Below are 25,790 nucleotides of genomic sequence, written 5' to 3' on the forward strand. Positions count from 1 at the left end.
CCCCGCTTGATAATTGTTCAGATCATGTCGAAATAGGTAGATAGCACCATCCTAACATACATTTCGGTCCGTTATCCGAACTTTTTAAGTCTTTCCCCGAGCCAGACAATTTCCAATTATGCCGAAAAAGGGTATAATGGTAGAAACGTCCGAGTTTCCCGTCTACTAAAAAAAGGCATCCTCGCGATGCCGGCAAAGGAGGTCACCCTATCATGAATCATGAGGAAACGGGCAGACGCCTTTTTCAGATGGCGGAGAATTTAGCGGAGTATGTGACTCAGCTTCAATATGAGTATCAGCCGGATCTGGCGGAACGGTTCGGCGAACGCGGACGTTTGCTGACGATTCAAGACTCCGGTTACAGCATTAAGTATCTGGCCGAGAGCGTATATATGCAAAGTCCCGACTTGTTCAATCACTACACATCCTGGATGACGGAGCTTCTGTCCGGCTACCAAGTATCCAGGGAAGACTTGGCGCTGAATTTCCAGATGATCGAACAAGCGATTAACGCTCATTTCGGGGAAGCGGATTGCGCATTGATCGGCGAGTACCTCGAAATCGGACTCCATCAGATCCAATCCGCCCAGACTTCGGAGACATTCTTATCCGAAGAACGGCCTTTCTCGGAAACGGCAATCGCTTATACCGAGGCTATCCTGCGGGCGGACCGCCGCGAGGCGTTACAGCTCATTTTAACGAAGCTGGAGGAAGGCATGGCGATAGCCGACCTGTACCTCCATGTCTTTCAACCGTCTCAACGTGAAATCGGCCGGCTGTGGCAGACCAATCAGATTACCGTCGCACAGGAGCATTTGTGCACGGCTGCCACCCAGATGATTATGTCGCACTTGTATCCGCACTTGTTTGCAACCGAGCGCAGCGGTAACACGATGGTGGCGGCCTGCGTGGGACAGGAGCTCCATGAAATCGGATTACGCATGGTCGCCGATCTCTTCGAACTGAACGGTTGGGACACCTACTATCTGGGCGCCAATGTCCCTACGCGCAGTTTGATCCGCACCCTTGTCGAGAAGAAAGCACAAGTAGTCGCCATCTCGGCGACTATGACGTTTCACGTGCATCTGGTGGAAGAGCTAATTGCCGAAATCCGCAGCAGTGAAGCAGGACAATATGTGCACATTCTGGTGGGCGGACTGCCGTTCAATATTGACCGCGATCTCTGGCGTAAAGTCGGAGCCGACGGTTATGCGGACGACGCGCAGGAAGCCATTCGGCTGGCGGACCACTGGAAAAACCACCGTATCGGAAACGAATTAGCCCGGTCCAATTGAGACCGCTCGTTTACCGAGGAAGGAGGATTCTACGTGGATCCCAATATGAAAACAGAGGACGAACGCCTGGAAATCACTCATTACCGCCAAACGATCGAGAAGCTTTCCCAGCAGGTCATTCAGGCGAGACAGCGCGAAGAACAAGCCCTTACCCAATTCAGCTCCCTGAACAACGAGCTGATCACGCTGCAAAGGCAGCTTTCCAAAACAAATGTGGAACTGGTACAGTCCAAGGCGGAAGCCGAAAGAGCCAACGAGGCGAAAAGCATGTTTCTTGCCACCATGAGCCATGAAATCCGCACACCTATGAACGGCATTCTCGGTATGGCCGAGCTCCTCGCCGACACGCTGCAGACCGAAGAACAGAAACAGTCCATCGCGATTATAGAAGAATCCGCTTCGCTTCTCCTGACGATCATCAACGATATTCTCGATCTTTCCAAAATCGAAGCCGGCCATATGCAGCCGGAGCCGGAAACCTTCGAGGTCCGAAAACTCCTTAATCACGCCCTGAGACTCCTGGAGCCGAACGCTTCCCGCAAGCGAAATAAGCTGAGGGGGAGCGTCGATGAATCCGTCGGCCAATTTTTGACCGGAGATGCAGGAAGAATCCGACAAATTCTGATTAATTTAGCGGGAAATGCCATCAAGTTTACCGATGACGGCGAGGTTCATATCCGGATCCGCCTGCTGCAAAGCTCGGCCACCTCCCAGACTCTGCGCTTCGAAGTGACGGATACGGGAGTGGGCATCCCGGAAGAACACGTCAATCGTGTGTTCGAGCCGTTTTACCAGGCCCATACCCAGCGGGAAGACGCCCAGAAGAGTACCGGCCTCGGTTTATCGATCTGCAAACGGCTTGTCGAGTGGATGGAAGGCCGCATCGACGTGACGAGCAAGGTAGGCATAGGCTCCTCCTTCTGGTTCGAGCTGCAGCTCGCGATTCCGTCGGAAGCCGAGTACCGTCAGGAAGCCGCGGCCGCGCTGCAGACTACCGGAAGCGGCATCGGCCCCGCCTTCACGGACGAAGAACGGAGTCAGCCTCTCCTGCTCGTCGAAGACAACGCCATCAACCGTCAGGTCGCCCTCCTCCAGCTTCAGAAGCTGGGCTTCATGCATATCGACACGGCGAGCAATGGCGAGGAAGCTCTGGAAGCGCGCTCCCGCAAAGATTATTCGCTCGTGCTGATGGATTCGCAGATGCCCGTCATGGACGGACTCCAGGCGACTCAGCTTATCCGCGAATGGGAGAATGCCCGCCGGCATCCGCGGAGCGCCATCGTCGCGCTGACGGCAAGCGCCATGCAAAGCGACCGCTTGCGCTGCCTGGAAGCCGGGATGGACGACTTCTTGACGAAGCCGATCCAGCTCTCGAAGCTCCAGTCCGTCATCCGCAGATGGCTTCCCGCCGGTCCGCCCGAGCCCGTGAACGAGCATGTGCTCATACCGGAGGTGATCCAGGAGCTCAACGGGCTGGATGAACCCGGCTCACCCGGCGTGCTGGCCATGCTGCTCGGCATGTACCAGGAACAGACGCCTTCCAAGCTGAATCAGCTGGAAGAAAAAATGCGGGCGGGCGATTTGACCGCCGTCCAATATATCGCCCATGACCTTAAATCGACAAGTCTTAGCCTGGGGATCGATCAATTCTCGAAGCTGATCGAGAGAATCGAAAATCAGGCCAAGAACGGAACCGTTCATCTATCGGGCACCATCTTTAAAGAGCTGTGGCAGGCGTACGATAAAGCTTGCCGGGAACTCAAAGCACTTCTCTAAATGTCCTAAAATAGCTGTCTAAAGGCTGGCGGAGAACGATATGAAATGTCGAAAACGAATGAACCTACCCTGAATGGCGTTTAAACTTCCTCAGTTTGAACGTCATTTTCATTTGCCGAAGGAGGATTGTCCTTGGTACACGGAATAACACCGATTTGATTCTCTCCCCGCTTCATTAATAGGTGCCGGAATACTCACAACATTATAGATAGCGGGGAATATCAATGACAAACGAGAAAATCAAGCAAGCGGCCGGCTATTTGGCGGGCAAGTATGAAGGCCATTCGGTTATCCTCTACGGCTCCTATGCGAACGGGGATTATACAGACGAAAGCGATCTGGATCTTATGATCTTCTCGGATCGGAATTTCAAGAGAAACGACACCTCCCGGATAGACGGCCTGCTGCTCGATGCCTGGATTCATCCCACATCGTCCATGGACGATCCGGTCCGTTTTCTGCATATTCATGATGGTGTAATTGTGACCGACAGCCGCGGACTGGCCGCTCCTTTTCTGGAGAAGATTCAATCCGTATTCGCGGAAGGACCGGAAAAATTAGGTCCGGAAGAGGCCGATTTTCAGAAGGCATGGCTTCAAAAAATGCTGAAACGGGCAGGAAAAGGTGACGCCGAGGGCGATTTCAGGTATCACTGGCTGCTTAAGGACAGTCTGGAGATTTACTTCAAGCTTAAAGGGCGTTGGTATTGGGGGCCGAAAAAATCCCTGAGATGGCTGGAACAGCATGAGCCCGGAACCTTCCGGCTTTTCAGAAAAGCCCTCTCCCCACTCGCCGGACAGGAGGATGTCTCGGAGTTGATCGGGCATATTACCAAGAGCTGACCTCCGGTCCGGTAAGGGCGTCCGAAAGAGCGCCCTTTATTCGGGCGTCCGGCGTAACAAGCGGGGATTGTCTCCGCTTTTCAGGGCAAGGATAAGCATTCGGAAACGGCTGCGTTTAAGACGAAATATGGAGGAATTTGTGTTCCCGGTCCGCAGCCTGTAAAATTTATAGCGTACCTTTCGAAAATCCGGCCGGCTGGCCGGCCGGTTAGGAGGATTTATTTTGATTTTGGATATAAAAAATATGAAAAGCTGGGCGCATTTTCTGCTCACCTACAAATTTGCCCTGGATGAAGTCGGCACGAAGCTGCAAATCCTGAACGAGGAGTTCCAGTTTATTCACGACTACAACCCCATCGAGCATATGAAAACGAGAATCAAATCGGCCGAGAGTATCGCCGCCAAGCTCAAACGCAAAAATCTCGAGATCACGATGGACAACACCCGCTCCTATATCCGGGACATTGCCGGAATCCGCATCATCTGCTCGTTCTCAACCGACATCTACCGGATCTATGACATGATCTGCAGCCAGAACGATGTGCGAGTCGTTCAGACGAAGGATTACATCAAGCATCCTAAGCCCAACGGCTATCAGAGTCTTCATCTTATTATTCAGATTCCCGTCTTTCTGACCAACCGGATCGAGCATGTGCCTGTGGAAATTCAGATCCGCACGGTGGCCATGGATTTCTGGGCAAGCCTGGAGCACAAAATCTACTACAAATACAACGAAGGCGTTCCGGCCGAGATCCGTCAGGAGCTTAAGGACACCGCCGATCTGATTGCCTCGCTGGACGCCCGGATGCTCGCGCTGAACAACGAGGTACAGAGCCAGAAAGCGCTCGTCAAACCGGAAGCCTGACCGCCGGACCCGTTTTGCGGTTTCTCTAAGCGGGCGCCTTAGGGCGATTCGGGACCTGTATGCGGCGGCCGCCGCTTTCAGACAGCGGAACACAGAACGCGAACACCGGACACTTCGCCTGTAACGACAGCCCCGTACTCTCATCTGAAGCAGGAGTGAACCATGGTATCGTTTATACTCACACTCAAAAGACTCGTCGGCGGTCTCTGGCACGCTTTTAAAGAAAAGGATTTTCAGGTGCTGTTCGTCCTGATTCTCCTGATTCTTCTGTCCGGCACGATTTTCTACACGCAGGTGGAGGGACTCTCCGTCCTGGATTCGCTGTATTTCTGCGTGGCGACGCTGAGCACGGTCGGTCATCCGAATTTTGTTCCCCAGACCGAGCTCGGCAAGATTTTCACGATCATTTACATCATAGCCGGTACCGGACTCTTCCTGGGGCTCATCCTGCGGGTCGCCTACGGCATCATGACAAGCAAAAAATAAACCGGACTCCTTCGGAAGAAGGGGTCCGGTTCACGAAGAGCCGCTTTCGGGAGAAGGCGGCTCTTTGGCGTACGGCCGTAAGCAAAGCCCCGTCCTCCCTTCCGGGAAAAACGGGGCAGAACCTGTCATTTATTTAATCACGGCAAAGATGTCGTCGTAAGTCAAACTGGACGGAATGATCTTGTTGGAGAACGGTTTGTTGTCCTCCAGGTGGTACTCGCGGAGCGCATCGGTGTCTTTCAGCATATTCCCCGTCAGAATGCAGGCCACGGTCTCGTCCTTATCCACAATCTGCTGGGATACGAGTTTGCGCAGACCCGCAACCGTAGCCGCGGAAGCCGGCTCACAGCCGATGCCGGACGCGTCGATTACGGCCTTCGCGTTCAGAATCTCCTCGTCCGTGACGGACACGGCAACGCCGTTCGTCTCCTGGAGGGTGCGCTGCGCTTTGCGCCAGCTCGGCGGATCGCCGATGTTGAGAGCCGAGGCTCTCGTGTACGGATTCGGCTCCGCTTCGAGCGCCGTTTTGCCCTCTGCGACCATCTTGTAGAAGGGACTCGCTCCCTCCGCCTGTACGAGCGCTACGCGCGGCAGCTTGTCGATCAGACCGAGCGCATATAGATCGGAAAGCCCTTTGCCGAGGGCGGACACGTTGCTGAGCGCGCCGCCGGGTACGAAGATCCAATCCGGCAGCTTCCAGCTCATCACTTGAGCCAGCTCGTACACAATGCTTTTCTGGCCTTCGATCCGGAACGGGTTGATAGAGTTGCAAATATATAAACCAAGCTTCTCGCTGTTCTCCTCCAGAAACTTGATTCCATGGTCGTAAGTTCCTTCAATGGAGAAAATATTAGCTCCATAAGCTAATGTCTGCAGCACTTTGTTCAAGGAAATATTTTTGTTCGGTACGAACACGTACGATTTGCGTCCCGCCAGAGAGGCGTACATCGCAAGAGAGGAAGACGTGTTGCCCGTAGAGGTGCAGGTAAACCGGTCGTAACCCAGCGAACGGCCGTGCGTAACCGCAACGGTCATGCCGTTGTCCTTGAAAGAGCCGCTCGGATTCTCACTCTGTGCCTTAAGCCAGACGCTTCTCGTCCCCGCATAAGAGGCAACCGCATCGCTCCGGTACAGCCCCGTGTTTCCTTCGTATTTGGTCACAATCGCCGAATCTTCCACGTCCGGAAAAATCAGTTCCTTGTAGCGCCACACCCCGCTCGCATAAGGGGAAAGCCTGTCCGAAAGCCGGCTCTGGAATAGCTGTTTCAGCTCCTCGGCGTCCAGACCGGTAAAGTCCTGGGAAATATCAAGCATTCCGTTACACGTACAGGTATAGCGGAATTCGGCAAACACCTTGCTGCACTCAACACAAACAAATTTCATCGCGGTTCGATAGACTAACGCCTATCTTCCTCCTCACAAGATCAGATTTATCGCCTCATAAGAGGCGGACATACCGTCACGGGCCAGCTGTACTTTCTACGTCAGATCTATACCGGAATGATTAACCAATGCGATCTTTTGTGGTATTTTTGCATACTCTATGAAAAAAATCAATAACTTCCGCTCAGAACGCGCCTTCGATTTCATTTTTATAATGCGAGATATCGGCGTGCAGAACGATCCGCGGAACGCCGTCCGTCAGCTCCACCTTGCACAGACAGGTCGGATGGATGTAAGGGAGCTCCCACAGGTCGCGGAGATCGCGGCTTTCGAAGTGTGCCATGATCAGTTTGAGCGCCACCGTATGAGTCACGATCAGCAAGCTTTTGTCCGGGTTCTCTTCGACCATTTTCAGAACCTCTCCGACCGCTCTCTCCTTCACTTCCTCATAAGATTCGCCCGTACCCGCGCGAAACTCATGGGGCGCTTTCCAGAATGCATGATGCCGCTCAGGCTCACGCTGCTCGATATCCGATAAGCGCTGCCCTTCCCACTCCCCCAGGTTCATCTCTCTGAGGCTGTCCCGCTCCGCAATGTCCAGCTTACGCGCGCCCCGTATAATCTCGGCTGTCCGGACAGCCCGCGGGCTCGAACTGGAGTAGATGCCGTCCAGGGGCACGTCCGCCAGCGCTTCGCCCAGCCAGGCCGCTTGCGTTTCGCCCAAAGAGGTCAGCGGAGAATCCTGATGGCCCTGCATTTTTTTGGCCACGTTCCATTCGGTCTGCCCGTGCCGCGTCAAATATAAAGTCGTTACCGCCATGTTATTCCCTCCCCTTGGCCGCTAAAGGTTTCTCAAAACAGATACTCGCTTCACTGCCGATATATTCGCCGTACCTGTCGATTTCCACATAGCCGTGCTTCTTATAGAAATAAAGGGATTCCGGCTGTTCCGGGCCAGTTTCCAATTTGACCGATATAAAGTCCCGCTCCCGCGCCCGTTCTTCCAGAAAAGTTAGCATGCGGCCCGCGACTCCTCTTTTACGATACGCGTTATCCACAAAAAAACGTTTCAGCTCCGTGCTCTCCGCATCAAACGGACGGATGCCCCCGCAGCCGACCGGCCGGTCCCCATAGTAGGCGACCACAAAAACAGATTGATCCAGGCGGGGATCGTCCCGGTCAAGACCGAAAATGTCTTCGGCCGGATACCGTTGGAGCAGCTCCTCGTCCAGTTTTTCGATCAGCAGCCATAGATCCGGATGCTTGGCATCCACGTGGTTTAAAGTAAGGTCCTCCATCTCGCGCACTCCTTTTCTTCTCCGCCGGGTTCCCTGCAAGATTTTACTCATAAGCGATTGAGTCTCTTTACATACATTCGGTTTTTCCTTTTGGAAGTCCTTTTCCCGATCCATCAAAAAAGATTAATCTTGTGGATAAATGAGGTTGTGGATATGTTAATAATAAAAGTGCGATCTATGCACAGATAAGCTTTTAAAGGTGTAGATTATGGGGATAACTTTGTTGATAACTGTGGTGTAACCAAAAAAAACCGCCTCCTTGGCAAAAGAATTCTTTGCTTGGGGAGTACGGTTTCTGGGGATAACCGGAAATTCGCGGTTACTTTTCCATAGAAAGGTCTGGATTGGACCGCGCTGCGGGCCCCCGATGGGACACATGGCTGTGAAGCACCATTCCGGCCACAATGATCCCGATGCCGAGCCAGGACAACGCCGAAGGAAGATCGGCGGACAGCAGCAGCACCTCGCCCGCCAGGGCAAAAAGCACTTCGCCCGACTGCGTAGCTTCCACGGCGGCCAGCTTGGACACGTCTTCTCGCACCATATCCGTGGCCCGGAAGAAGAGTATCGTGGCGATGACGCCGGAAGACAGCGCGACGATGAGCGACTGGAACGTCTGCTCCGTGCTCGGCAGCCCGGCGCTTGCGTAAGCCCAGCCCGCCAGGAGCAGCCAGAACGGCAGGCTGGCCAGCGTCATGCCGAGCACGCGCTGGAACACGTCCAACCCGCCGCCGCACAGCTCCATCATCTTGCGGTTGCCGAGCGGATAGGCGAAGGAGGCGACCACGATCGGCAGAACGCCGAGCAGTAGATCCTTCGCCGTCAGCGAGCCGGCCTGCTCAAGCTGGAGCAGGAAGATGCCGGCGAGAATGACGAGCGACATCGCGAGTCCGCGCAGCGGAATCCGGCTGCGGACTTTCGCGGGCCCGGCCGGAGTCGCGACCGTCTCCCAGAAGAGCGGGGCGAGCAGGGAGCCCGAGATGATGGTAAGCTGCCACGTCCCGGCGGTCAGCCAGCCGGGGGAATAGGCCGCGGCGAAGCACATGGGCGCGTAGAACAGCCCGAAGCCGACCGTGCTCCACAGGAGCCATTGCCACGGGTGCAGCCGCATCGCCCGGAAGAGAGGCCGCAGATTGCGGCGGCCCGCAACGATCAGGAGGAGGAACGGGACCATGAACAGGTAGCGCAGAGAGCCGCTCCAGAGCCAGCTCCCTCCTCCCAGCTCCATTTTACGGTTGAGCACGAACGTAATGGCAAAGAAAAAGGCGGATAAAATGCCCAGGAGTATCGGTTTCATGAAGGTTCAGCCTTTCTCTGCTTGATTGCTCTCGGCCAATCGTTCCCCCAGGGTGAGCCAGTTCTCTTCGACCAGACGGGCGGCGTCTGCCGCATCGCGCTTCCGGCACGCATCCGCAATTCTGCGGTGCTGCTCGACGGATTGAAGCCCGTGGACGGAAGCGAACCGGGAAATCTCCAGCCGCTGCACTTTGGGCAGGATGCCTTTCAGCGCGGACAAGATTTCCGGGTTGCCTGCCGCCTGCAGAAACACGGCGTGGAAAGCACCGTCCGCCTCGATCGCCGCCGGAACGTCGTTCCGGCCGAGAGCCTGTTCCAGCGCCTTGTTGGACTGTTCCAGCGCTTCATACTCTTCCGGGCCCAGATAGGGCACGGCCAGACGGGCGGCCAAGGCATGGAGCGCCGCCACTACGGTAAAGGCGTGCCTGCCTTCCTCGGGCTTCAGCGGCGTGACGCGTGTCGCGGAGCCGGGAACCGCTTCGACGAGCCCCTCGTCCTCCAGGCGCTTGAGCGCCTCCCGGACAGGCGTGCGGCTTACGCCGAACTGCTCGGCCAGCTCCTGGTCGCTGAGCTTGGCGCCCGGTTCAAGCTCCAGCGAAACGATCGCTTGCCGCAGCGCCTCGTAAATCTCTTCGCGGAACGATTGGCGTTTAATGCGTTGAATGGTTGGTTTCGTTTTCATAAAACCAATATATTGGTTTATAGATTGGTTTGTCAACCTTATTCGGGTATAGAAAAAAAGCAGCCGGGCGTTAGCCGCCTGCCTGCTTCATCCAGTTCACAAGTCCGATCCCGTGTTCGCTTTGAATCTGTTCGACCGACTCGTCGCCGGCGACCTCTCCGTCCCGGATCAGAATAACGCGGTCCAGCAGAGGCTCGATCTCGTCGACTTCGTGTGTGGACAGGACGAGCGTCTGTTCCTCCATGTCCACGAAAGAAATCACGGTCCGGATGATCGATTCCCTCACCAGCGGGTCCAAGCCGGACAGCGGTTCGTCCATCACGATCAGCGGCACCTGTCTGGCGAGCACGAGCACGATTTTCAGACGCGCGCGGTTGCCTTTGGACAGCCGGGCAACCTTTTCCTTCAAATCCAGCCCGAAAGATTCGGCCAGCTCCAGCGCCTTCGCAATGTCAAAATCTTGGTACATCGCGGTGTAAAAACGCAGCGTACGCTCCACGGTATGAGCCGGATAGAATACGTCCTGCTCCGGCAGGAACGCGATCCGCCGCGAACTGATCCGCGATACCCGCTCTCCTTCAAGCTCCACCCTTCCTTTGGAAGGCTGCAGCAGACCTGCCATCAACTTCAGCACCGTCGATTTCCCGCTTCCGTTCGTGCCGATGATGCCGATGATCTGTCCCCTCGGTATGCGGAAGCTGACGTCTTTCAGCACTCTTTTACCGATAAAGCTCTTGCTTACCCCATCGAACGCGACGATAGGCTCCGTACCGTTCCCGGTTTCTGCCATTTTCATTTCCTCTCCTCTGAAAGACCCTTAATTCAGCTTGAGAAATTTCTGTACATTCTCTATAATCTGCTCGTTAGAGTAGCCCAAATCACGCATTTCCTCCGCGAATCTTTTTAATTCTCCTTCTTTCAGCTCATCCCGGAGCCGCGTTAACAACGACTCGTCTTCCGTAACAAACATGCCCTGTCCCCTCCGGCTTTCGACTATGCCCATTCTCTCCAGCTCCATATTCACTCTCTGGACCGTGTTGGGATTAACCCCGAACTGTACGGCAAGTTCCCGGACCGAGGGCAGCTTGCCTCCCGGCGGAAATTCCTTGCGGATAATTTGCCGGCATACCCGCTGAACCAGTTGCAGGTAAATCGGCTGCGAGCCCGAAAACTGTTCAGGCATGAACTTACACCTCCACTTTGCGATCCAAAAGCCAGGCCGGTATATACACGACGACAGCCAGATTGGCCAGTGTCCAAATCATTTCCCCCGAATAAAAAGGTTCGCCGTCCCAATCAAAGGCGTAGCCCCACTTGAACAAAAATTGATACACCGGGCTCATTTCAAATGTATATTCCACGAGCATGACCGCCCCGATCAGAACAATCGCCGCCAGCCAGCGCAGCCGGCCGACCCGGTTGCTTAGTGCCAAAGCCGTGAAGTACACCAGGACCGCCAAGGCGGCGATGAAAAATGCCATGAAGAAAAAGATAAAGGCTTCTTTAAGCCCCGAGCCGTGAAGCAGACCCGTGAAATAACTGACGTGTCCCGATAAATAAAACGGATCCTCTCCCGCACGTTCGATCAGCGTCATTTTCTCCACCTTGTACATCCACAGGAACATCGTAATCGAGACGAACAGACCGCCGATCATCTCCGTCAGCGCGGCCGCATATTTCGCCCCGATCAGCTTCCAGCCCGGCTGCGGCAGCTGGAACCAGAGCGGTGCCCGCTCCCGTTCTTTACCGAAACTGATCAGCAGGTAAACGGACGGAAGAAAAACATGCAGATAAATAATGCCCAGCCACAAGGGAGTGACAACCCCCGACTGGTAGCGGTAAGCCATAAACGTCATCAAAGCGATCATACCGACGGAAAAAGCCGCCCAGGTCTTTTGGGAGCCGGTCACGGCTGTCCGTAAGCCGATTTCTTTCCTGAATAAATTCCACCATGCGTTCAAAGTGTATTCCTCCTCGGTCAGTTCTTTGTGTTACTGTATTAATTAAATAGTACACTGGTACATGAAGCAGTGTCAAGACGTATTTTTCCTTTGTCGGCTGCCGTTTGAGGACCTATAAAAGTTAGAACTTACACCGGGATACCCGATCCGCTACGATAAGCCGTAGTGAATGGAGTTTTTGAGCAGAAAGGAGATTATCCGGAAATGACACCCCACCTGACGAGAATTGTGAAAAGAAAACTGCTGAGCGCTGCGATTTCTTCATTCTTGTTTGCCTTTTTTTTCGCTTGGTACACACGGCACGAACCTTTCTTCTATCACCCGTCCGCTGGAACCGTTCCAGGGGCTTTTTCCCGGTTTATGTCGGTCGGTTTTATCTACCTTGCCTACTCCGCTCCCGTTATTTATGTATACGGCACCTTTACGTCTCTGCTGAGCGACTTTATCGGCTTTTGCATCCTGCCTTACAGTAAGCTGCGGCTTGTAATATCGGGGATCATGCACGGAGTGTTCGGGCTGATTCTTTGCCCTGCCAGTCTGGCGGCGGCCGCTTTGTTTTTTGTTGCGGATATAACTCTGGCAGCCCGATTCCCCGGTCAAAAGAAATAACAAAAAGCAGCCGCAACGGGCTGCTTTTAGGGTCAGGCTTTTCGCCAGGTATGCGTTTTAACCGCGTAAACTATACACGTCCTGAATCAGATGGGCGGCTTCTTCCGGCGGAACGAATTCACTTCGTTAGCGAAAAAAATTCAGATGCCGACGACGGTTCAATAACGGACCACACGAAGCTTCCAGCACGCGGTGCTTGGCGTCACATAACGTGGTCAACCATATATGGCCCCCACTCCCCTGCCGCTTAGCGCGGAAGCTGGACGGTCATTTCCAGGTTGTCCAGGAAAGTGACCGGCGTCATCCGTTTGGTCAGCAGTTCCAGCGAAGCGTTCTTGCCGACCGCAGGGAATTCCAGCTCGTACTCGTAGATGCCGTCCTCAACGCTTTTCAGCTTCTTGCCCGACTCATCCAGTCTCTTGCCGTTCTCCACCAGCCAGATGCCAGTCGTTTGCATCGGTGCCGTTTCGCCTGCGGCCGCTACTCGCACAACGGTTTTGTCCTCGCTGAAGTCCACACCCGTGACGGAAATGCTGCCGATTTTCCCCTGGTCCACTTGGAGCGGATACATTCCCTTCAGGGGTGTTTTCACATCCGCTTTGTCCGAAAACATCGTCGTTGTATCATCATAATACCCGCCGATATAAGGCTTGATCGTCAGCTCCTGCGGCTGATCTTTCAATGCTTCAACCGCTTCCTCATGCCTCATGCCCAAAGCACCGTCCGGGAATGCGAACATCCCGCCGCTACTACTCTGTCTCTCATAAATCCATCCGCTGCTATCTATCACCAGGTAATCCATGTCCGTGATTTTGCGGTCGATTTCCGGGTCCAGGTCCGCCGGGTTAGCCGGTAATTTGCGGGAAATCATAAACTCCGTGCTGTTTTCGGTAGCGTTGAGGTATTCCAGATTAAACTCCACTCCGCCCCAGTATTTTTTCAAGGTAGGAGTCAATTGGAACGCGGATGTCGCGTCTGTGTCTTTAGCTGCGGCTGTTACCGCGGGCTGTGCATTAAGTTGTTGAGCGGCTACATACGGCCCTGCTGTTGTCAAAGTCCCTCCCAATACGATCGCGGCGCTTAATACGGCAAGTGTAGCTTTTTTCATGATTTCTTCCTCCTTTTCTGTAGCAGGACGGGATGATTGCACGGCTTCCAGGTTTGCGCTGCTGTGCTGCGTCCTACATACCTATAGGCGAGAAAAGAGAGGGGGTGGTTCAAAGATTTGGGAGATAAGTGCTGCCGGGTCATAACCAAAGAAGCGCTGAGAATCAGAATACTATAAAAAATAACCACTAACGAGGTTAGTCGCCTGTGGCCCATGTACTTAGTTCGTCCTTATAAATAACCCATTTTCACTTTTGTACAAGCATTGAATGTTTCTTTGTTACTGCAATAGACAGGGAAACTCAAATCAAAATTTCCGAGCACCACAAAACTTCCAAAAAAGAAATTCGAAAAGAAAACCTCTCTTGTCGATAAGCTTAGTATCAATTTTACGATAGAAATATCTCTAACTTTTATTAATGCATCTTCCGTGATACTATTTTTCATATTTAATACCAACTTGACCTCTTCTGAATCAAATTTTTTCTTTAATTCCCTATTATTAATGCTCTTAAAATTTCTAATGAAAATATGAAAGTCTGGGTATTCTCTGATGCACCTGAGTACAAATTCAATAAAGTTCTTTTCATATCTGATATTATGTCCTTCGTAACTAATTAACCTTAACGCTTCTTCTTCATCTAGAGCCTTATTGTATTTATCAAGAATCCCGACAACTAATTTGTTAGGATGATCAAGATTTTCAACATCCAATCTACCAAAAATGCTAATTACTTTTTCAATTTCATCACTAGAAGCATATTCTATGGCTTCCAATAAATCACCTCATTTTCTTAGGGTATCAGCAGCTTGGTCAAGAATTTTCAGGAGGATCAATCTCCAAGGGTTTGAACTTTCAATTCTTTTGATCTAGTTTTGTTAATATCTCTTCCTCGGTAAAGTATTGGATGTTATCGTATTCCCAATTTAAATGACGATTAATAGCTCTTACCGCCTCTTCCCAAGTGGGACGAATACAATCTTTGAGTATTTTTCTTATTTCAGTTTCCACCAAGTCTAACTCAAAATTTTGAACAATGAATGTTGCTCGACTGAGCCACTATCATCTTCTTCTGCAATATAAGCTGTCCCCCTTAATTTTGAGCCTTTTAAATCATCTTGGATTTCAATAATATCGATACCTTTAAGTACAGGTATTACCAATGATAACTCCCCCCTTTAACAACTACCTAAGATCTCAAGAGCCTCTTGCAATTCCTCATCTGCGATCGTGTTACTAAGGTTTGCTTGTAATTTAGTCCTGCAATTATGTTTTAATGCTGCAGACATATTTTTAACGTTAATTCTTAAGAGTGAAATCGATTGCCATCTCACCTCAAAATTACCTTCGATCAATAACTCCGTTATTAACTCTCCGTAATCAGAGCAATCAAAACTTTCTAGAGCATAGAGTAAGGTTCCTCTAGAGTTTTGTGTTTTAGGGCTTTTAAGCAAGCTGATTATAGGAACGACGGCATCATCACAACCTATATCAGAAAGTGCTATAGCAATTGTATTTCTTAGCTGATTACTTTCCGTATCCAATAAGGTGTTTATGAGTATAGGAACAGCTTCTATTAATTTGGAGTCTCCTATTTTTTCAACAATAGAACTGGCTTCTTCTATGTTATTTTTGCTGACTTCTTCTTTTAATGAATCGATTATTTCCACTTTTCATTTCCCTCCAGAATTACAATTTTTTCATACAACGGCTGTTATTTATTAACTTTTTCTCATGGAGTTTTTAAAAATAATGCACTATATCTCTCTTTATATTCAAATGTTGTTTGCGAACTTGATTGTTAACTGTCATTCTGCCAAGAAGTATTTAACTCTTTCTTGCTCTAAGAATTCTTTCCAACGGTTATATAAGTACGCAGTGTTTAATTTCACCAGACTTGTAATTGTTCGCTTTGAAGGCATATATCGAACAAATTCAGAAATTTTTTCTGGATAGTTGAAATCTGCATATATATTTTCGACCATTTCAAGAGGGTCTAAATAAAGTTCCTTGTGCTCAAAGATCCAATTCAAAAGCAGAAATAGAAATTTATCTCGTGAACTGCTACCATCCTGTTCATAAATTTGATTTAATAACTCATCAATATACCAGAAATTTGATTCTTCATTGGTTAAACAAGCTAACTCTAAGACTTTCTGATGTGTCTTTTCTTTTTCTTTTCCAACAATATTAATAGCATGTTCTACTGCTGCCTCTCGAGACATATACCCTTGTTCAACTGCAAATAAAAGATCGCTCCAGGTTAGATTAATTAGATTTGTAACGTAATCATAAGGGAGTGAGATATTTAGTGAATTCATTTTATTAGCCTCTTTCATTACAGGTTTATAGCTTTTTGATTTGGAATTCCATTTATTTTACCGTCTTCAATAAATCTCTGATGAGGTACTGTACCACCAGGATTTATATATATTCGTATACACCACTCTTTCCATTCAACTTACCATAGCGAGAACCCTAATAACTATTTTATTGTATTTTATTTCCCCCGAAGCAAATTTCGATGGTCTCCAAATTACATCGTTACAGGCTACAGGCCTTCTATACAAAAAAAAGCCGTACCAAAATCATCTGCGATGAATTTCGGTACAGCTCTTTTTCTTTGTGCCACTTGCTCAATTTCTAGCGGGGAAGCTTCTCTATTTTGCCGGTATCACGAAATACGCACCTGAAATATACGTGCTTTCGATATAGCCGATAGAGAGATATACGCCCTGTTTCTCGGCTGCAGCGGCAATCGGGTTGAAATGGAAGGTGGCTGTTTTGGTCGCCGGGTCATAGTCTGTTTTGGTAATTTCAAGTTCTTTGTATTGGGACGGATCCTGCAAATCCTCCTGAGCGATGGAGATCGAATCAATGTCCGCTCTGAATTTCCCGCCGTAGCCGTCGTCCTCCACCTTCGGCTCTTCGAAGAAAACGAATTGAACCGTACCGTTGGAAGCTAGAACGCTTTTAATATTTCCCTGGCTGGCGTGAACGGTTTTGGAACCTACGACGGATTGGTCGGATGCCAGCTTGGCGACGACCTTGAAATCCTCAATCCAGGAATACCAGCCGACATTAAGCTTGCCCGTAGCCGGGTCGATTGTAATGCCGTATGAAGAGCCTTCCTCGTCATTCCATCTCTGGTGATCGTTTGCGAATTCCAGGCTCCAGACGACCTTGGCGTCTTTGACGGCCTCGCCGTTTTTGTTTTTGACGGCCGCTTCAAAAGAAATGCTTTGGGCCGACTCATCCGTCAGTTTCACGGAATCCGGGCCGGTGATGGCAATGGTGCCCTCGGCTAGCTGAGCCGTCTCCTCCGGACCTGGTCCCGTGGTCTCCGTCGGAGCTGTCGTTTCACCGGCTGCCCGCTGCAGCGTGACGATCGTTTCGGCGCGGGTGATCGGCGCATCGGGCTTGAAGGAACGGTCCGCATAGCCGCTCATCACGCCGGAGCTGACTACGGCCGCAATGGCCGAGCTTCCCCACGACGCGATGGCGGACTGATCGCGGAAAGCCGCGGCTGTTTCGCTCTGAGCCGCTGTCTTGTTCAGCAGCCGGGCGACAATCACGGCCGCCTCCTGCCGGGAAATCGAAGCGTTGGGACGGAAGCTGCCGTCCGGGTATCCTTCGATATATTTGGCCTGGACCGCTTTGGCGACTTCGCCGTACATCCAGTCGGAGGCTGCGACGTCTTTGAAGGATGCCGTGCCCTGCGCTTCCAGCTTGAACGAACGGTTAACCAGCGAAACGAACTCCGCGCGGGTTACCGCCTTATCCGGCTTCAACGTGCCGTCTGCGTAACCCTGTATGTATCCTTTGTCTACCCACTGCTTTGTCTGCTGCTCGGCCCAGTGACCCGAGATATCGCTTGCCGCGGACGCAGAAGCGGCCCAGGATAGTTGAGCGGGCGCCATCACGGTGCATGCGAGCAGCGTGACCGCCATTTTTTTGCGTAACCCTTTACTTGTTTTCATTCGATGATGCTCCTCTCTGAGTGTAGTCTCCTAATCATTCGACCGCCTTCCACAATTTACCTTCATTTCGTGCCTATATTATGATTCTTTAGACCTATAAAAAAAATAAATAAAATCTTATTATTTTCATCCGTTAATAAAATGAATGATTTCTTACATAATCTTATTAAATAATTTCGTATACATCGTTTTAAACGGCGGAAAAAAAGCCGGTTATCCATCCGGATAACCAGCTTCATTCTCCAAACCTATTCCTCCGGCACCGCATCCAGCCCAAAAATATACTGCTGAATAGCCTGCGCCACGCCGTCCTCGCCGTTCGTGCCGGTGACGGCATCCGCCGCCTCTTTCAGCTCCGCGTCGGCATTGCCCATCGCGATGCCCAGGCCGGCGGCCTGGATGAGCATCCGGTCGTTATGATGATCGCCGATGGCCATAACCTCGTGCATGCCGACCCCAAGCAGCTCGCATACTTTGCGTACGCCCGATTCTTTCGTCACTCCAAGGGCGGAGATTTCCATGTTCGTATCGGCAGAGCGGGTCACTTCAAGCATGCCCATCTGCCGCACCTGCTCGCGAAGCCCCGCAATGGTGGGCAGATCGTGATGGCCCATGCCGAATTTCATCCAGTCCCGGTCGAACATTTCCTCCGTCCACTCTTCCCGGTTCGTCAAGCTTTCCACACTGTAGCCCCAGTACCAGGCGTCCGCCCCGACCGCCAGCTTATGCAGCTCGCGGATTTGCTGCCGGGACAAATAGTGGCGCTCCCACAACCGGCCCGGTCCTTTCCAGATCTCGGCCCCGTTGAGCAGCACCATGGGCACATCCAGCCGGAGCTCGTCCCAATACGATTTGGCAGTCTGGATGCCCCGTCCCGTCGAGAAAATAACGGTGACGCCAGCCTCCGTCGCGCGCCGGATCCATATCCGATTCACCTCGGATATGCGTTTGTCATCGGTCAGCGTGGTACCGTCCAGGTCCAGCGCGACCAGTTTGTAAGCCGACATGCCGCAAGCCCCCCTATTCCACGGAATACCTGCCGTGTTCGTTTAATGCAACCGGCTCGCCCCGGCGGACGGATTCGTAAGCCGCTGCGGCTACGGCGGCGGAACGGAGACCGTCCCTGCCGGTAACCGGCACTTCTTTGCCCTCCCGGACGGAGACGATAAAAGCCTCGACCATAGTACGGTTCATATTCTCGCCCCAGTGGCTCCACCGGGCTTTGTCCGCTCCGTCGCTGTACACTTCGTTCTTCTGGCCGAAAGCATCGACGGAGAGCATGCCTTCGGTCCCGACGATTTCCAGGGTGACGTCTCCCCAGTAAGGGAACGAACGGGTACGGGACCAGCTTGTGTCGATCGACGCGAAGACCCCGCTCTCGAACTTCACGTGCAGGAAGCCCGTGTCCTCCACCGGAATATCGTGAAACAGCGTAGCCGTTTCCGCATAAACCTCCGTCACGTGGCTGCCCAGCATCCAGTGCAGAAGGTCCAGTACATGGACGGAGTGGTCCAGCAGCGCTCCGCCGCCGGAGAGCGCCGGGTCGACGAACCAGCCGCCCGGCATCGTGCCGCGGTTGGTTCCTTTGACGGCCAAGATATCGCCGATTTCACCGCGGTCCACAGCCGTTTTGGCCTGAATGACCGCAGGGAGAAACCGGCACGGAAAGGCCGTCATCAAGCGGACGCCGCTTTCTTCGCAGGCTTGAATCATCCGCTCCATTTCGTCCACATTCAGGCCCAGCGGCTTCTCGCAAAGCACGTGCTTGCCCGCGCGGGCGGCCGCAACGGTCATCTCCGCATGACGGATATTCTCCGAGCAGATGACCACGGCATCGCAGTCGTCCGCCAGCAGCTCCCGGTAGTCGGCGTAATAGCGGATGCCAGGGGCTTCCTCCAGGTACTCCCGGACCCTCGCTTCGCTCTCATCCGCTATGGCCGTCACTTGTACGCCCGGTATGTTGTGAAGCAGGCGGTAAATCCCCGCCGCATGCCCGTGCGCAAAGCTGATCATCCCGATGTTAACGGTAGACATGCCGATTTTCCCCCTCCCGTGCGTTTATATCCTTCAGCTTGACCGGCCGCCCCGTACGTGCGGATTCGATCACGGCCAGACTGGTCCGCAGGGCGCTGCATGCGTCTTCGACCGTTACTTCAGGCTCTCGTCCGGTCCGCACGCAATCGGCGAAATGGGCCAGCTCCAGGTAATACGGATTGTATGTCGACGGGCTTTTCGGTACCGGAACAGCCGCCGCCACGCCTGACCCGGACGCCGTTTCCTTCGCTTTAAACACGCGGAGCGACACGGCATTCTCACTGTTGAAGCGGAGCACACCGCCGGTTCCCGCCAATTCCACACCTGTCGTAAAAGGACCAGGGAATCCCCAGTACGCTTCCAGGTGGGCGATCTCCCCGCCGCCGAAACGCAATGTCGCCAGCGCGTAATCGGTATTTCCTTCCCTCCGGTTCATCGCATACACCGATACGGCTCTGCCGAAAAGGCTCTGCGCGAAGTCGATATCGTGAATCATCAAATCGAGAATGACGCCTCCGCTTTTATCGCTGTTCGCATACCAGGGCTTCGCCAAACCGGGATTAGCCCCCATGCGCTTCGCGTGCAGAACCGCCGGGGTCCCGATCGTCCCTTCGGCGGCCTTGCGCCGGATATCCGCATAGCTCGGGAAGAAGCGGACGACGTGGCCGATAAACAAGCGGACGCCCTGCTTCTTGCATTCGGCGGCCGCTTCCTCCGCCTCGTCCGCCGACAGGGCGATCGGCTTCTCGCAGATCACATGCCTGCCGGTACGGGCCGCCTTGAAAATAAACTCTTTATGCAGATGGGTAGGCAGGCAGATATCCACGATATCCGGATCCGCCTCCCCGATCATCCGGTCGAAATCTTCGTAAGCCTCCGTCTCCAGTCTGCCTGCCAGACTGCGCACCGCCCCTTCCTGCGCGTCGCACACGCCGGCAAGCCGGATACCGGGCATTCTTTTCCACTCGGCCGCATGAGTACGTCCCATTGTCCCGCAGCCTATTACAGCGACTTTCACCTGACACTCCCCCAATTCCACGCGCATCGGATCCCTCTGTTTCCATGAGTTCCGCACGTAAGCATACTTTCTATATCCAACATCTGTTTAACCGGCAAGCCCCCGTCTTCAGCCGGAGAGCTATCCTTTGACCGCCCCGAGCGTAGCTCCCTGCATAATGAGTCTCTGGAAGAGAATGAACACAATCACGGAAGGCACCATCGCGATCGTCACCCCGGCGAACAGGGTTACCCAGTCGGCCGTATATTCCATCATCTTGTTCGCCTGGTACATTTGTACGGCGATCGTATATTTTTCCGGATCGCTCAAGTAAATGAACGGACCCATGAAGTTGTTGTAGTACCCGAGAAACTTGAAGATCGCGACCGTCACGATCCCCGGCGTGGACAGCGGCACAATAATGCGCAGGAACACTTGAAAAATCGAAGCGCCGTCCATATTCGCGCTTTCTTCCAGATCTTTGGGCAGCGATTTCATAAATCCGCCCAGCAGCATCAGGTAGAAGACGCTCTCCCCCAGGGCGGATAACAGGATAAGCCCCGTCAGGCTGTTGGTCAGGTGCAGCTCCCGCATGATGACATATTGCGGTACGAGCGCATTGATGCCGGGCAGGAACAAAGACAGCATGATCAGTCCCCAGATCACCTGACGGCCCTTAAATTCCAGCCGGGTCAGCGCGTACGCGTTGAGCGTCGTAAAAATAAGGCTGACTACCAGGCTTCCGCCGACATAATAGAGCGTATTCAGCAAGGACTTGCCGAAGCCGTACTCCGTCCAGGCCGTCTTGTAATTCGACCATTCCAGCTTGGACGGAAGACTCCAGATATTTTGAAAAAATTCGGGATTGCTTTTGAGCGACTCGTAGAACACCCAGCACAGCGGGAAAATAATCGTCAGCGCCCAGGCGTACAAGCAGAGGCGCCAAACCACATCCATAAACGTCCGTTTTTCTTTCACTGCAATCCGCTCCCTGTCCGTAGGTAATGACTAGTATTCGACGCCCCGGTTCGGCAAAAATTTGTCCATCAGCAGCTTGGCCGTCACCAGGATCACAAAGAGAATCATGCCTACCGACGAGGCGTATCCGTAGTTGATGTACTCCTTGCCGAAAGCGAGGTTGAACATATACAGGCCGATTACATCCGTCGATCCGGAAGGGCCCCCGTTGGTCATGATAAGAATAAGCTCGAACGTCTTCAGCGTACTGACGACCAGGAACAGCACGCTCACCCGGACCACCGGCATAATGAGGGGCAGCGTGATTTTAAACAGGCGGGTCATGTGACCGGCGCCTTCGAGAATAGCCGACTCGTACAAGGATTTCGGAATCGCGGTCATCGCATTGACGAAAATAATGACATAGAGGCCGACGCCGCCCCAGACCCACGGAGGGATCAGGGCCCACAAGGCCGTATTTTCACTGCCCAGCCAGTAGAAATTTTTCAAGTCGATCCCGAGCAGTCCCAGTGCGCCGTTTAGAAGGCCGTAGGTTCCGTCGTAAATAAACGCCCACAGCAGAGCGACGACCACAATGGACAGGACGTTCGGAAAGAAAAATAAAATTTTCAGCAGTTTATTTTCTCTGTAAGTCTTATAGGTGACCAGATAAGCAAGGACAAGAGAGATCAGGACGACAAGAGCAGGCACCGTCAGCATGAAGATCACATTGTGGCGCAGCGCCCGCCAGACGTATTCATCCTGCAAGGCCGTCACGAAATTTTTCAAGCCGACGAACTCCGGTTCTTTCAGCCCGTCCCAGTCCAGCAGTGCATAATATACGGACAGAACATTGGGAAACAATGTAAAAAGAAGATAACCTCCAAACGGCGGCACGATGGCAAGGATGAGAAAAATCCATTTCTGCGTTTTCGCTTTATCCAGCCCCGTCCGGCTGATGAAGCTTCGCGGCGCTTTTACGGCTATTGGGTCCGACAAGGGAAGTCAACTCCTCTCAGGAAAATGAAAGCGAAGAGGGTTCCCTCCCCGCTTGATGGCTTTTTTATTTCTTCTGTGCGGCGACCGCTTTCTGAAGTAAAGCTTCCGCTTCCTCCAGGATCGGTTTCGGATCCTGCTTGCCCAACACGATTTTGACGGTGGCTTCTTCGACGATCTTGACCGCTTTGGCGAGGTTCGGGTCCGAAATGCTGACCGTTCTGTGCGCTTTATAGGCACGCGCGTCGTTTTCCTTGATATAGTTCAGAATCGCCTGCGCCGAGCTTGAAAGTTTGAGCACTTTCGACGAATCATCCGTCAAGTCTTTGCGCATCGGCAGGGCGCCGGATTTCTCCGCCGCAAACTGCTGATTTTCCAACGTAAGCAGCCAGAGAGCAAATTCCTTGGACCATTTCTTGTTCAGATCGGGCTTGCCGCTCCACAGATAGAGGAAGTTGGTAATTCCGCTTCGCACCCAGAGCTTCTGATCCGCTTTGTCCCGGAACGGCACGGCCATGTAGCCCCATTTGAAATCGGCCGGAGTCGTTTTCTTCATTTCATTCTCCACGTGGCTGCCGGTCGACACCATCGCGGCCTGCCCTTGAATCACCTGCATTTGGGACTGGGTATGCGTAAGCGCCGGAAGCCCTTCCGGGAAATAGCCCTGCTTGCCGAGTTCGTAGAGCCGGTTCCAATGCTCAATGCTCTCTTCGCTCAAGTATTGGGGGCCTGTGTAAGTTTTGTAGTTCTCGATAAATTTGTCCGCGCCGCCTTTCATATCGGCCAGTTCAAACATTTTCGCCGGTCCGAAGGCCCAGTCGTAATAGTTCGGGTGAACGCCCGGGAACGTAATCGGGGCGATTCCCGTCGCCTTGATGTCGGCCAGAAGCTTGGTAAACTCCGACCATGTTTTCGGATTCTGGTTCCAGCCGTTTTTTTCGAATAACGTTTTGTTGTAAAACAGCCCTCCGAAAGAGCTCGAAGACGCAAACTCGTACACTTTCCCGTTCACCCGCGTGAACGACTCGTACATGCCCGGCAGAATGAGCTCCTTAACGGTTTTGTCCGGCGCGTCCGGCAGCTTCTTGTCGAAGAGTTCATCCCAGGGCTCCAGCTTCCCGGCTTCGGCGAGAGACACGATTCCCTGCGCTCCGGCCGGGGGTGTGGTGTTGAAAATATCAAACATATCGGCATCGTTATTGGCCGAAACCTTCGTCTGAATCATATTTTTCATGTCTGCCGATGCGGTGACATCGAAGGATACGTTCGGGTACTTCTCCTTGAAGGACTTCACGGCGTAATCAAACCATTCCCGGCCGTAGCCTCCCATAAAAAAGCCCACTTTAAGCGTTACTTTCTCATTCTTAGGGAGCCCGTTCTCGTATACTTCTCCCGATGATTGGGGACTCGCCTGCCCCCCCTCATTTTTCGGATCGGAACCGCCCGCACAACCCGCAAGCAGCGAACCCGACAACACCACTGCCAAGCTTAAAGATGTAAGCCTTTTCATGTTTGGTCTCATTTTTGAAACCCCTTTCATGTTTGCTAAAATGGTTTGGATCCGATGGGGAAAACCGGAAAATTGTTGGAAGCGGGGATCGGCGAATTGTTTTCCGATTTACGCATCCTGTGGTATAATAATAAATAAATCAATTTTATTAATTAATATCGTACCTTGTTTTTCCGGAGGATTCAATACAAATATTTAGAAAAAACACGGTTTTTCTTTTAAAGATTTGTAAAACGATTCGTCCCTATTCCCAATAAACTGGCGAAAATGGTGAAACTTCAATGTTCTTCCAGATTTCCTTCCCTCGTCTATTCGGGAATGGTAAACTAAGGGATAACATCCATTTCGTCTTCGTTTTAAGAAAGAGGTTATTCTATGTCCACTTCCAAGCATGCGAGCCATACGCTGCTTAAATCCATTAACCAGCAGAAGGTGCTGCATCTTATTTATTCCGATTCCCCGATCTCTCGCGTGGAACTTGCCCAGAAGACGGGATTGAGCCAGCAGACGGTGACGAACATCGTGAACCGCCTGCTGGAAGACGAAGTCATCCTGGAAGGGGAGCCCCAGTCGCTCGAAAGCGGCAGCGGCCGCAAGCGCGTCCCTCTCCTGCTTAACGGCTCGCGCTTCTCCGCCATCGGCATCGAGCTGTCCGGCACCTACGCCAGAGGAGCGGCTTACAACCTGCGCAAAGAGCGCCTGGCGGAAGCGGAAATGCGCGCGGACTCGTACGAGACGGAGGAGGATATGCTGCGGGTGATCCGCCAAGTGATCGGCGCTCTCATCAAGGAGATCCCCGAACCGGACGGGATCAAGGGCATCTCCTTCAGCGTGCACGGACTGGTCGATTCCAGCGAGGGCATCCTTCTCCGTTCCCCCGGCATGGGCTGGAAGCGGGTTCCTCTTGGCCGGATACTGGAAGAAAAATACGGGCTGCCCGTTTACCTGGAGAATGACACCAATCTCCTCGCGCTGAACGAGAATATAAGCGGCCGCCTCGTCTCCTCCCGGAACAATGTCACGCTCAAGCTCGGCAGAGGCATCGGAGGCGCCATTTTCGTGGACAAGATGCTCGTCACAGGCTCCGGCTCCGTAGCGGGCGAGCTCGGCCATTACAAAGCGTTCCTGCCTCCGCACCTTCACGACTGCTACTGCGGCGGCAAAGGATGCCTGACTACGCTGGCTTCCTCCCACGGCCTTAAGAGAACGCTCGGCTTAACCGTCGACCAGTTCAGCAGCGCTCTCCTCGCGGGAGAGCCTCAAGCCGTGGAACTGCGTGAGGCAGTCAAGACGGCCATCGTTTCCGCCCTGTCCAACATCGTTACGATGCTGAACCCGGATCATATCGCGCTGACAGGCACGATGCTGCCGGTATTCGGCGATTCGTTCCTGGACGAGCTAAAGGACCGTGTTCTCGCCAACGTGCCCCAGACGTGCCGGGATCTCGAATTCGTCCACCTCAGGACAACCGAGGAAGATACCGTTCTAGCCATCGAGCGAGTCCTCCAGAACCTGTTCAAGATCCCCTTGGACAGCTTGTCTTTATAAAACGGAAAGCCCCCGGAAGCGAGTTTATACACGCTTTCGGGGGCTTTTTTTTGTGTCCGGCCGTGCGGCTAATCGGCCCGCCGCCTTTCGGCCGGTCCGGTCAATCCGTGCGGCTAATGCCGATTGACCTCCTACGCCGCCTAGACGGCCGCTTTCCGCACCGCGTG

The 25,790-nt window shown here is 52.8% G+C and carries 28 protein-coding genes; 7 read left to right on the forward strand and 21 right to left on the reverse strand.

What is annotated here, in order from left to right:
- Positions 1-212: 212 nt before the first annotated feature.
- The 5 genes from HMPREF1207_RS09980 to HMPREF1207_RS10000 all read left to right on the forward strand — a co-directional run bounded on the left by HMPREF1207_RS09980 (position 213) and on the right by HMPREF1207_RS10000 (position 5,264).
- The gene (locus HMPREF1207_RS09980; RefSeq protein ID WP_009671670.1) at positions 213-1,295 is read left to right on the forward strand and encodes a cobalamin B12-binding domain-containing protein; all 1,083 of its coding nucleotides are present in this window, start codon (positions 213-215) and stop codon (positions 1,293-1,295) included.
- A gap of 33 nt (positions 1,296-1,328) precedes the next feature.
- Positions 1,329-3,071: an ATP-binding protein gene (locus tag HMPREF1207_RS09985; protein ID WP_009671671.1), complete on the forward strand. Its 1,743-nt coding sequence runs from the start codon at positions 1,329-1,331 to the stop codon at positions 3,069-3,071.
- Between the two features lie 224 nt (positions 3,072-3,295).
- Positions 3,296-3,913 carry a nucleotidyltransferase domain-containing protein gene (locus tag HMPREF1207_RS09990; protein ID WP_009671686.1) on the forward strand — a complete coding sequence of 206 codons (618 nt, stop codon included), beginning with the start codon at positions 3,296-3,298 and terminating at the stop codon, positions 3,911-3,913.
- A 244-nt stretch (positions 3,914-4,157) separates the two neighbouring features.
- On the forward strand, positions 4,158-4,778 hold the full coding sequence (locus tag HMPREF1207_RS09995) for a GTP pyrophosphokinase (protein ID WP_170318597.1): 621 nt from the start codon (positions 4,158-4,160) through the stop codon (positions 4,776-4,778).
- A 162-nt stretch (positions 4,779-4,940) separates the two neighbouring features.
- On the forward strand, positions 4,941-5,264 hold the full coding sequence (locus HMPREF1207_RS10000) for a potassium channel family protein (RefSeq protein WP_009671705.1): 324 nt from the start codon (positions 4,941-4,943) through the stop codon (positions 5,262-5,264).
- 129 nt (positions 5,265-5,393) lie between these two features.
- Here HMPREF1207_RS10000 and thrC read toward each other — a convergent pair whose 3' ends face one another.
- The 8 genes from thrC to HMPREF1207_RS10040 form a co-directional block, all read right to left on the reverse strand.
- On the reverse strand, positions 5,394-6,647 hold the full coding sequence (thrC, locus tag HMPREF1207_RS10005; RefSeq protein WP_009671698.1) for a threonine synthase: 1,254 nt from the start codon (positions 6,645-6,647) through the stop codon (positions 5,394-5,396).
- Between the two features lie 184 nt (positions 6,648-6,831).
- Positions 6,832-7,467 (reverse strand): histidine phosphatase family protein, encoded by a 636-nt coding sequence (locus HMPREF1207_RS10010; RefSeq protein ID WP_009671674.1) that lies wholly within the window; start codon positions 7,465-7,467, stop codon positions 6,832-6,834.
- Between the two features lies 1 nt (position 7,468).
- Entirely contained in the window at positions 7,469-7,996 is a 528-nt protein-coding gene (locus tag HMPREF1207_RS10015; protein ID WP_231392033.1) for a GNAT family N-acetyltransferase, read from the reverse strand.
- A gap of 268 nt (positions 7,997-8,264) precedes the next feature.
- Complete coding sequence (locus HMPREF1207_RS10020) at positions 8,265-9,242, reverse strand: DMT family transporter (protein WP_009671694.1); 978 nt, start codon at positions 9,240-9,242, stop codon at positions 8,265-8,267.
- 6 nt (positions 9,243-9,248) lie between these two features.
- Positions 9,249-9,923: a GntR family transcriptional regulator gene (locus HMPREF1207_RS10025; protein ID WP_009671703.1), complete on the reverse strand. Its 675-nt coding sequence runs from the start codon at positions 9,921-9,923 to the stop codon at positions 9,249-9,251.
- Between the two features lie 70 nt (positions 9,924-9,993).
- On the reverse strand, positions 9,994-10,713 hold the full coding sequence (locus tag HMPREF1207_RS10030) for an ABC transporter ATP-binding protein (protein ID WP_231392034.1): 720 nt from the start codon (positions 10,711-10,713) through the stop codon (positions 9,994-9,996).
- 27 nt (positions 10,714-10,740) lie between these two features.
- On the reverse strand, positions 10,741-11,106 hold the full coding sequence (locus HMPREF1207_RS10035) for a GntR family transcriptional regulator (RefSeq protein WP_009671720.1): 366 nt from the start codon (positions 11,104-11,106) through the stop codon (positions 10,741-10,743).
- A 4-nt stretch (positions 11,107-11,110) separates the two neighbouring features.
- A complete protein-coding gene (locus HMPREF1207_RS10040) occupies positions 11,111-11,884 on the reverse strand; it encodes a hypothetical protein (RefSeq protein ID WP_009671721.1) in 774 nt (257 codons plus the stop codon).
- A 204-nt stretch (positions 11,885-12,088) separates the two neighbouring features.
- Here HMPREF1207_RS10040 and HMPREF1207_RS10045 point away from each other — a divergent pair, with 204 nt between their 5' ends.
- The gene (locus tag HMPREF1207_RS10045) at positions 12,089-12,493 is read left to right on the forward strand and encodes a hypothetical protein (RefSeq protein ID WP_009671684.1); all 405 of its coding nucleotides are present in this window, start codon (positions 12,089-12,091) and stop codon (positions 12,491-12,493) included.
- A gap of 247 nt (positions 12,494-12,740) precedes the next feature.
- Here the strand turns inward: HMPREF1207_RS10045 and HMPREF1207_RS10050 are convergent, their stop codons facing one another.
- From HMPREF1207_RS10050 to HMPREF1207_RS10100, 13 genes are all read right to left on the reverse strand, one after another.
- Positions 12,741-13,601: a hypothetical protein gene (locus tag HMPREF1207_RS10050; RefSeq protein WP_009671689.1), complete on the reverse strand. Its 861-nt coding sequence runs from the start codon at positions 13,599-13,601 to the stop codon at positions 12,741-12,743.
- A gap of 230 nt (positions 13,602-13,831) precedes the next feature.
- Positions 13,832-14,377, reverse strand: a complete 546-nt coding sequence (locus HMPREF1207_RS10055) for a hypothetical protein (RefSeq protein ID WP_009671697.1) — start codon at positions 14,375-14,377, stop codon at positions 13,832-13,834.
- A gap of 79 nt (positions 14,378-14,456) precedes the next feature.
- A complete protein-coding gene (locus HMPREF1207_RS29210; RefSeq protein ID WP_009671710.1) occupies positions 14,457-14,612 on the reverse strand; it encodes a conserved domain protein in 156 nt (51 codons plus the stop codon).
- A gap of 5 nt (positions 14,613-14,617) precedes the next feature.
- The gene (locus HMPREF1207_RS29215; protein WP_155977425.1) at positions 14,618-14,764 is read right to left on the reverse strand and encodes a hypothetical protein; all 147 of its coding nucleotides are present in this window, start codon (positions 14,762-14,764) and stop codon (positions 14,618-14,620) included.
- 15 nt (positions 14,765-14,779) lie between these two features.
- Positions 14,780-15,271: a HEAT repeat domain-containing protein gene (locus tag HMPREF1207_RS10060; protein WP_016423632.1), complete on the reverse strand. Its 492-nt coding sequence runs from the start codon at positions 15,269-15,271 to the stop codon at positions 14,780-14,782.
- Positions 15,272-15,409: 138 nt separating this feature from the next.
- Complete coding sequence (locus HMPREF1207_RS10065) at positions 15,410-15,922, reverse strand: DUF2247 family protein (protein WP_009671677.1); 513 nt, start codon at positions 15,920-15,922, stop codon at positions 15,410-15,412.
- Between the two features lie 339 nt (positions 15,923-16,261).
- Positions 16,262-17,581 (reverse strand): S-layer homology domain-containing protein, encoded by a 1,320-nt coding sequence (locus HMPREF1207_RS10070; protein ID WP_009671716.1) that lies wholly within the window; start codon positions 17,579-17,581, stop codon positions 16,262-16,264.
- Between the two features lie 248 nt (positions 17,582-17,829).
- Positions 17,830-18,588, reverse strand: coding sequence for a Cof-type HAD-IIB family hydrolase (locus HMPREF1207_RS10075; protein ID WP_009671666.1), 759 nt, complete (start codon positions 18,586-18,588; stop codon positions 17,830-17,832).
- 13 nt (positions 18,589-18,601) lie between these two features.
- Positions 18,602-19,615, reverse strand: coding sequence for a Gfo/Idh/MocA family protein (locus HMPREF1207_RS10080; RefSeq protein WP_009671692.1), 1,014 nt, complete (start codon positions 19,613-19,615; stop codon positions 18,602-18,604).
- On the reverse strand, positions 19,602-20,633 hold the full coding sequence (locus tag HMPREF1207_RS10085) for a Gfo/Idh/MocA family protein (RefSeq protein WP_036739924.1): 1,032 nt from the start codon (positions 20,631-20,633) through the stop codon (positions 19,602-19,604). Before HMPREF1207_RS10085 ends, HMPREF1207_RS10080 begins: the two co-directional genes overlap by 14 nt.
- A 120-nt stretch (positions 20,634-20,753) precedes the next feature.
- Positions 20,754-21,590 carry a carbohydrate ABC transporter permease gene (locus HMPREF1207_RS10090; RefSeq protein WP_009671685.1) on the reverse strand — a complete coding sequence of 279 codons (837 nt, stop codon included), beginning with the start codon at positions 21,588-21,590 and terminating at the stop codon, positions 20,754-20,756.
- A 30-nt stretch (positions 21,591-21,620) separates the two neighbouring features.
- Entirely contained in the window at positions 21,621-22,568 is a 948-nt protein-coding gene (locus HMPREF1207_RS10095; protein WP_009671667.1) for a carbohydrate ABC transporter permease, read from the reverse strand.
- 64 nt (positions 22,569-22,632) lie between these two features.
- Positions 22,633-24,075: an extracellular solute-binding protein gene (locus tag HMPREF1207_RS10100; protein WP_009671669.1), complete on the reverse strand. Its 1,443-nt coding sequence runs from the start codon at positions 24,073-24,075 to the stop codon at positions 22,633-22,635.
- A gap of 375 nt (positions 24,076-24,450) precedes the next feature.
- Here HMPREF1207_RS10100 and HMPREF1207_RS10105 point away from each other — a divergent pair, with 375 nt between their 5' ends.
- A complete protein-coding gene (locus tag HMPREF1207_RS10105) occupies positions 24,451-25,623 on the forward strand; it encodes an ROK family transcriptional regulator (protein WP_009671658.1) in 1,173 nt (390 codons plus the stop codon).
- Positions 25,624-25,790 lie beyond the last annotated feature (167 nt).

Source organism: Paenibacillus sp. HGH0039 (genome assembly GCF_000411255.1).
Classification (GTDB): domain Bacteria; phylum Bacillota; class Bacilli; order Paenibacillales; family NBRC-103111; genus Paenibacillus_F.

Coding starts and splice junctions, on each gene's coding strand:
- HMPREF1207_RS10035 (WP_009671720.1), bottom strand. CDS start 11,106: ATGCCTGAACAGTTTTCGGGCTCGCAGCCGATTTACCTGCAACTGGTT.
- HMPREF1207_RS10025 (WP_009671703.1), bottom strand. CDS start 9,923: ATGAAAACGAAACCAACCATTCAACGCATTAAACGCCAATCGTTCCGC.
- HMPREF1207_RS10100 (WP_009671669.1), bottom strand. CDS start 24,075: ATGAAAAGGCTTACATCTTTAAGCTTGGCAGTGGTGTTGTCGGGTTCG.
- thrC (WP_009671698.1), bottom strand. CDS start 6,647: ATGAAATTTGTTTGTGTTGAGTGCAGCAAGGTGTTTGCCGAATTCCGC.
- HMPREF1207_RS10015 (WP_231392033.1), bottom strand. CDS start 7,996: ATGAGTAAAATCTTGCAGGGAACCCGGCGGAGAAGAAAAGGAGTGCGC.
- HMPREF1207_RS10030 (WP_231392034.1), bottom strand. CDS start 10,713: ATGGCAGAAACCGGGAACGGTACGGAGCCTATCGTCGCGTTCGATGGG.
- HMPREF1207_RS10050 (WP_009671689.1), bottom strand. CDS start 13,601: ATGAAAAAAGCTACACTTGCCGTATTAAGCGCCGCGATCGTATTGGGA.
- HMPREF1207_RS10020 (WP_009671694.1), bottom strand. CDS start 9,242: ATGAAACCGATACTCCTGGGCATTTTATCCGCCTTTTTCTTTGCCATT.
- HMPREF1207_RS09990 (WP_009671686.1), top strand. CDS start 3,296: ATGACAAACGAGAAAATCAAGCAAGCGGCCGGCTATTTGGCGGGCAAG.
- HMPREF1207_RS10010 (WP_009671674.1), bottom strand. CDS start 7,467: ATGGCGGTAACGACTTTATATTTGACGCGGCACGGGCAGACCGAATGG.
- HMPREF1207_RS10000 (WP_009671705.1), top strand. CDS start 4,941: ATGGTATCGTTTATACTCACACTCAAAAGACTCGTCGGCGGTCTCTGG.
- HMPREF1207_RS09995 (WP_170318597.1), top strand. CDS start 4,158: ATGAAAAGCTGGGCGCATTTTCTGCTCACCTACAAATTTGCCCTGGAT.
- HMPREF1207_RS10080 (WP_009671692.1), bottom strand. CDS start 19,615: ATGTCTACCGTTAACATCGGGATGATCAGCTTTGCGCACGGGCATGCG.
- HMPREF1207_RS09980 (WP_009671670.1), top strand. CDS start 213: ATGAATCATGAGGAAACGGGCAGACGCCTTTTTCAGATGGCGGAGAAT.
- HMPREF1207_RS10075 (WP_009671666.1), bottom strand. CDS start 18,588: ATGTCGGCTTACAAACTGGTCGCGCTGGACCTGGACGGTACCACGCTG.
- HMPREF1207_RS10045 (WP_009671684.1), top strand. CDS start 12,089: ATGACACCCCACCTGACGAGAATTGTGAAAAGAAAACTGCTGAGCGCT.
- HMPREF1207_RS10070 (WP_009671716.1), bottom strand. CDS start 17,581: ATGAAAACAAGTAAAGGGTTACGCAAAAAAATGGCGGTCACGCTGCTC.
- HMPREF1207_RS10065 (WP_009671677.1), bottom strand. CDS start 15,922: ATGAATTCACTAAATATCTCACTCCCTTATGATTACGTTACAAATCTA.
- HMPREF1207_RS10105 (WP_009671658.1), top strand. CDS start 24,451: ATGTCCACTTCCAAGCATGCGAGCCATACGCTGCTTAAATCCATTAAC.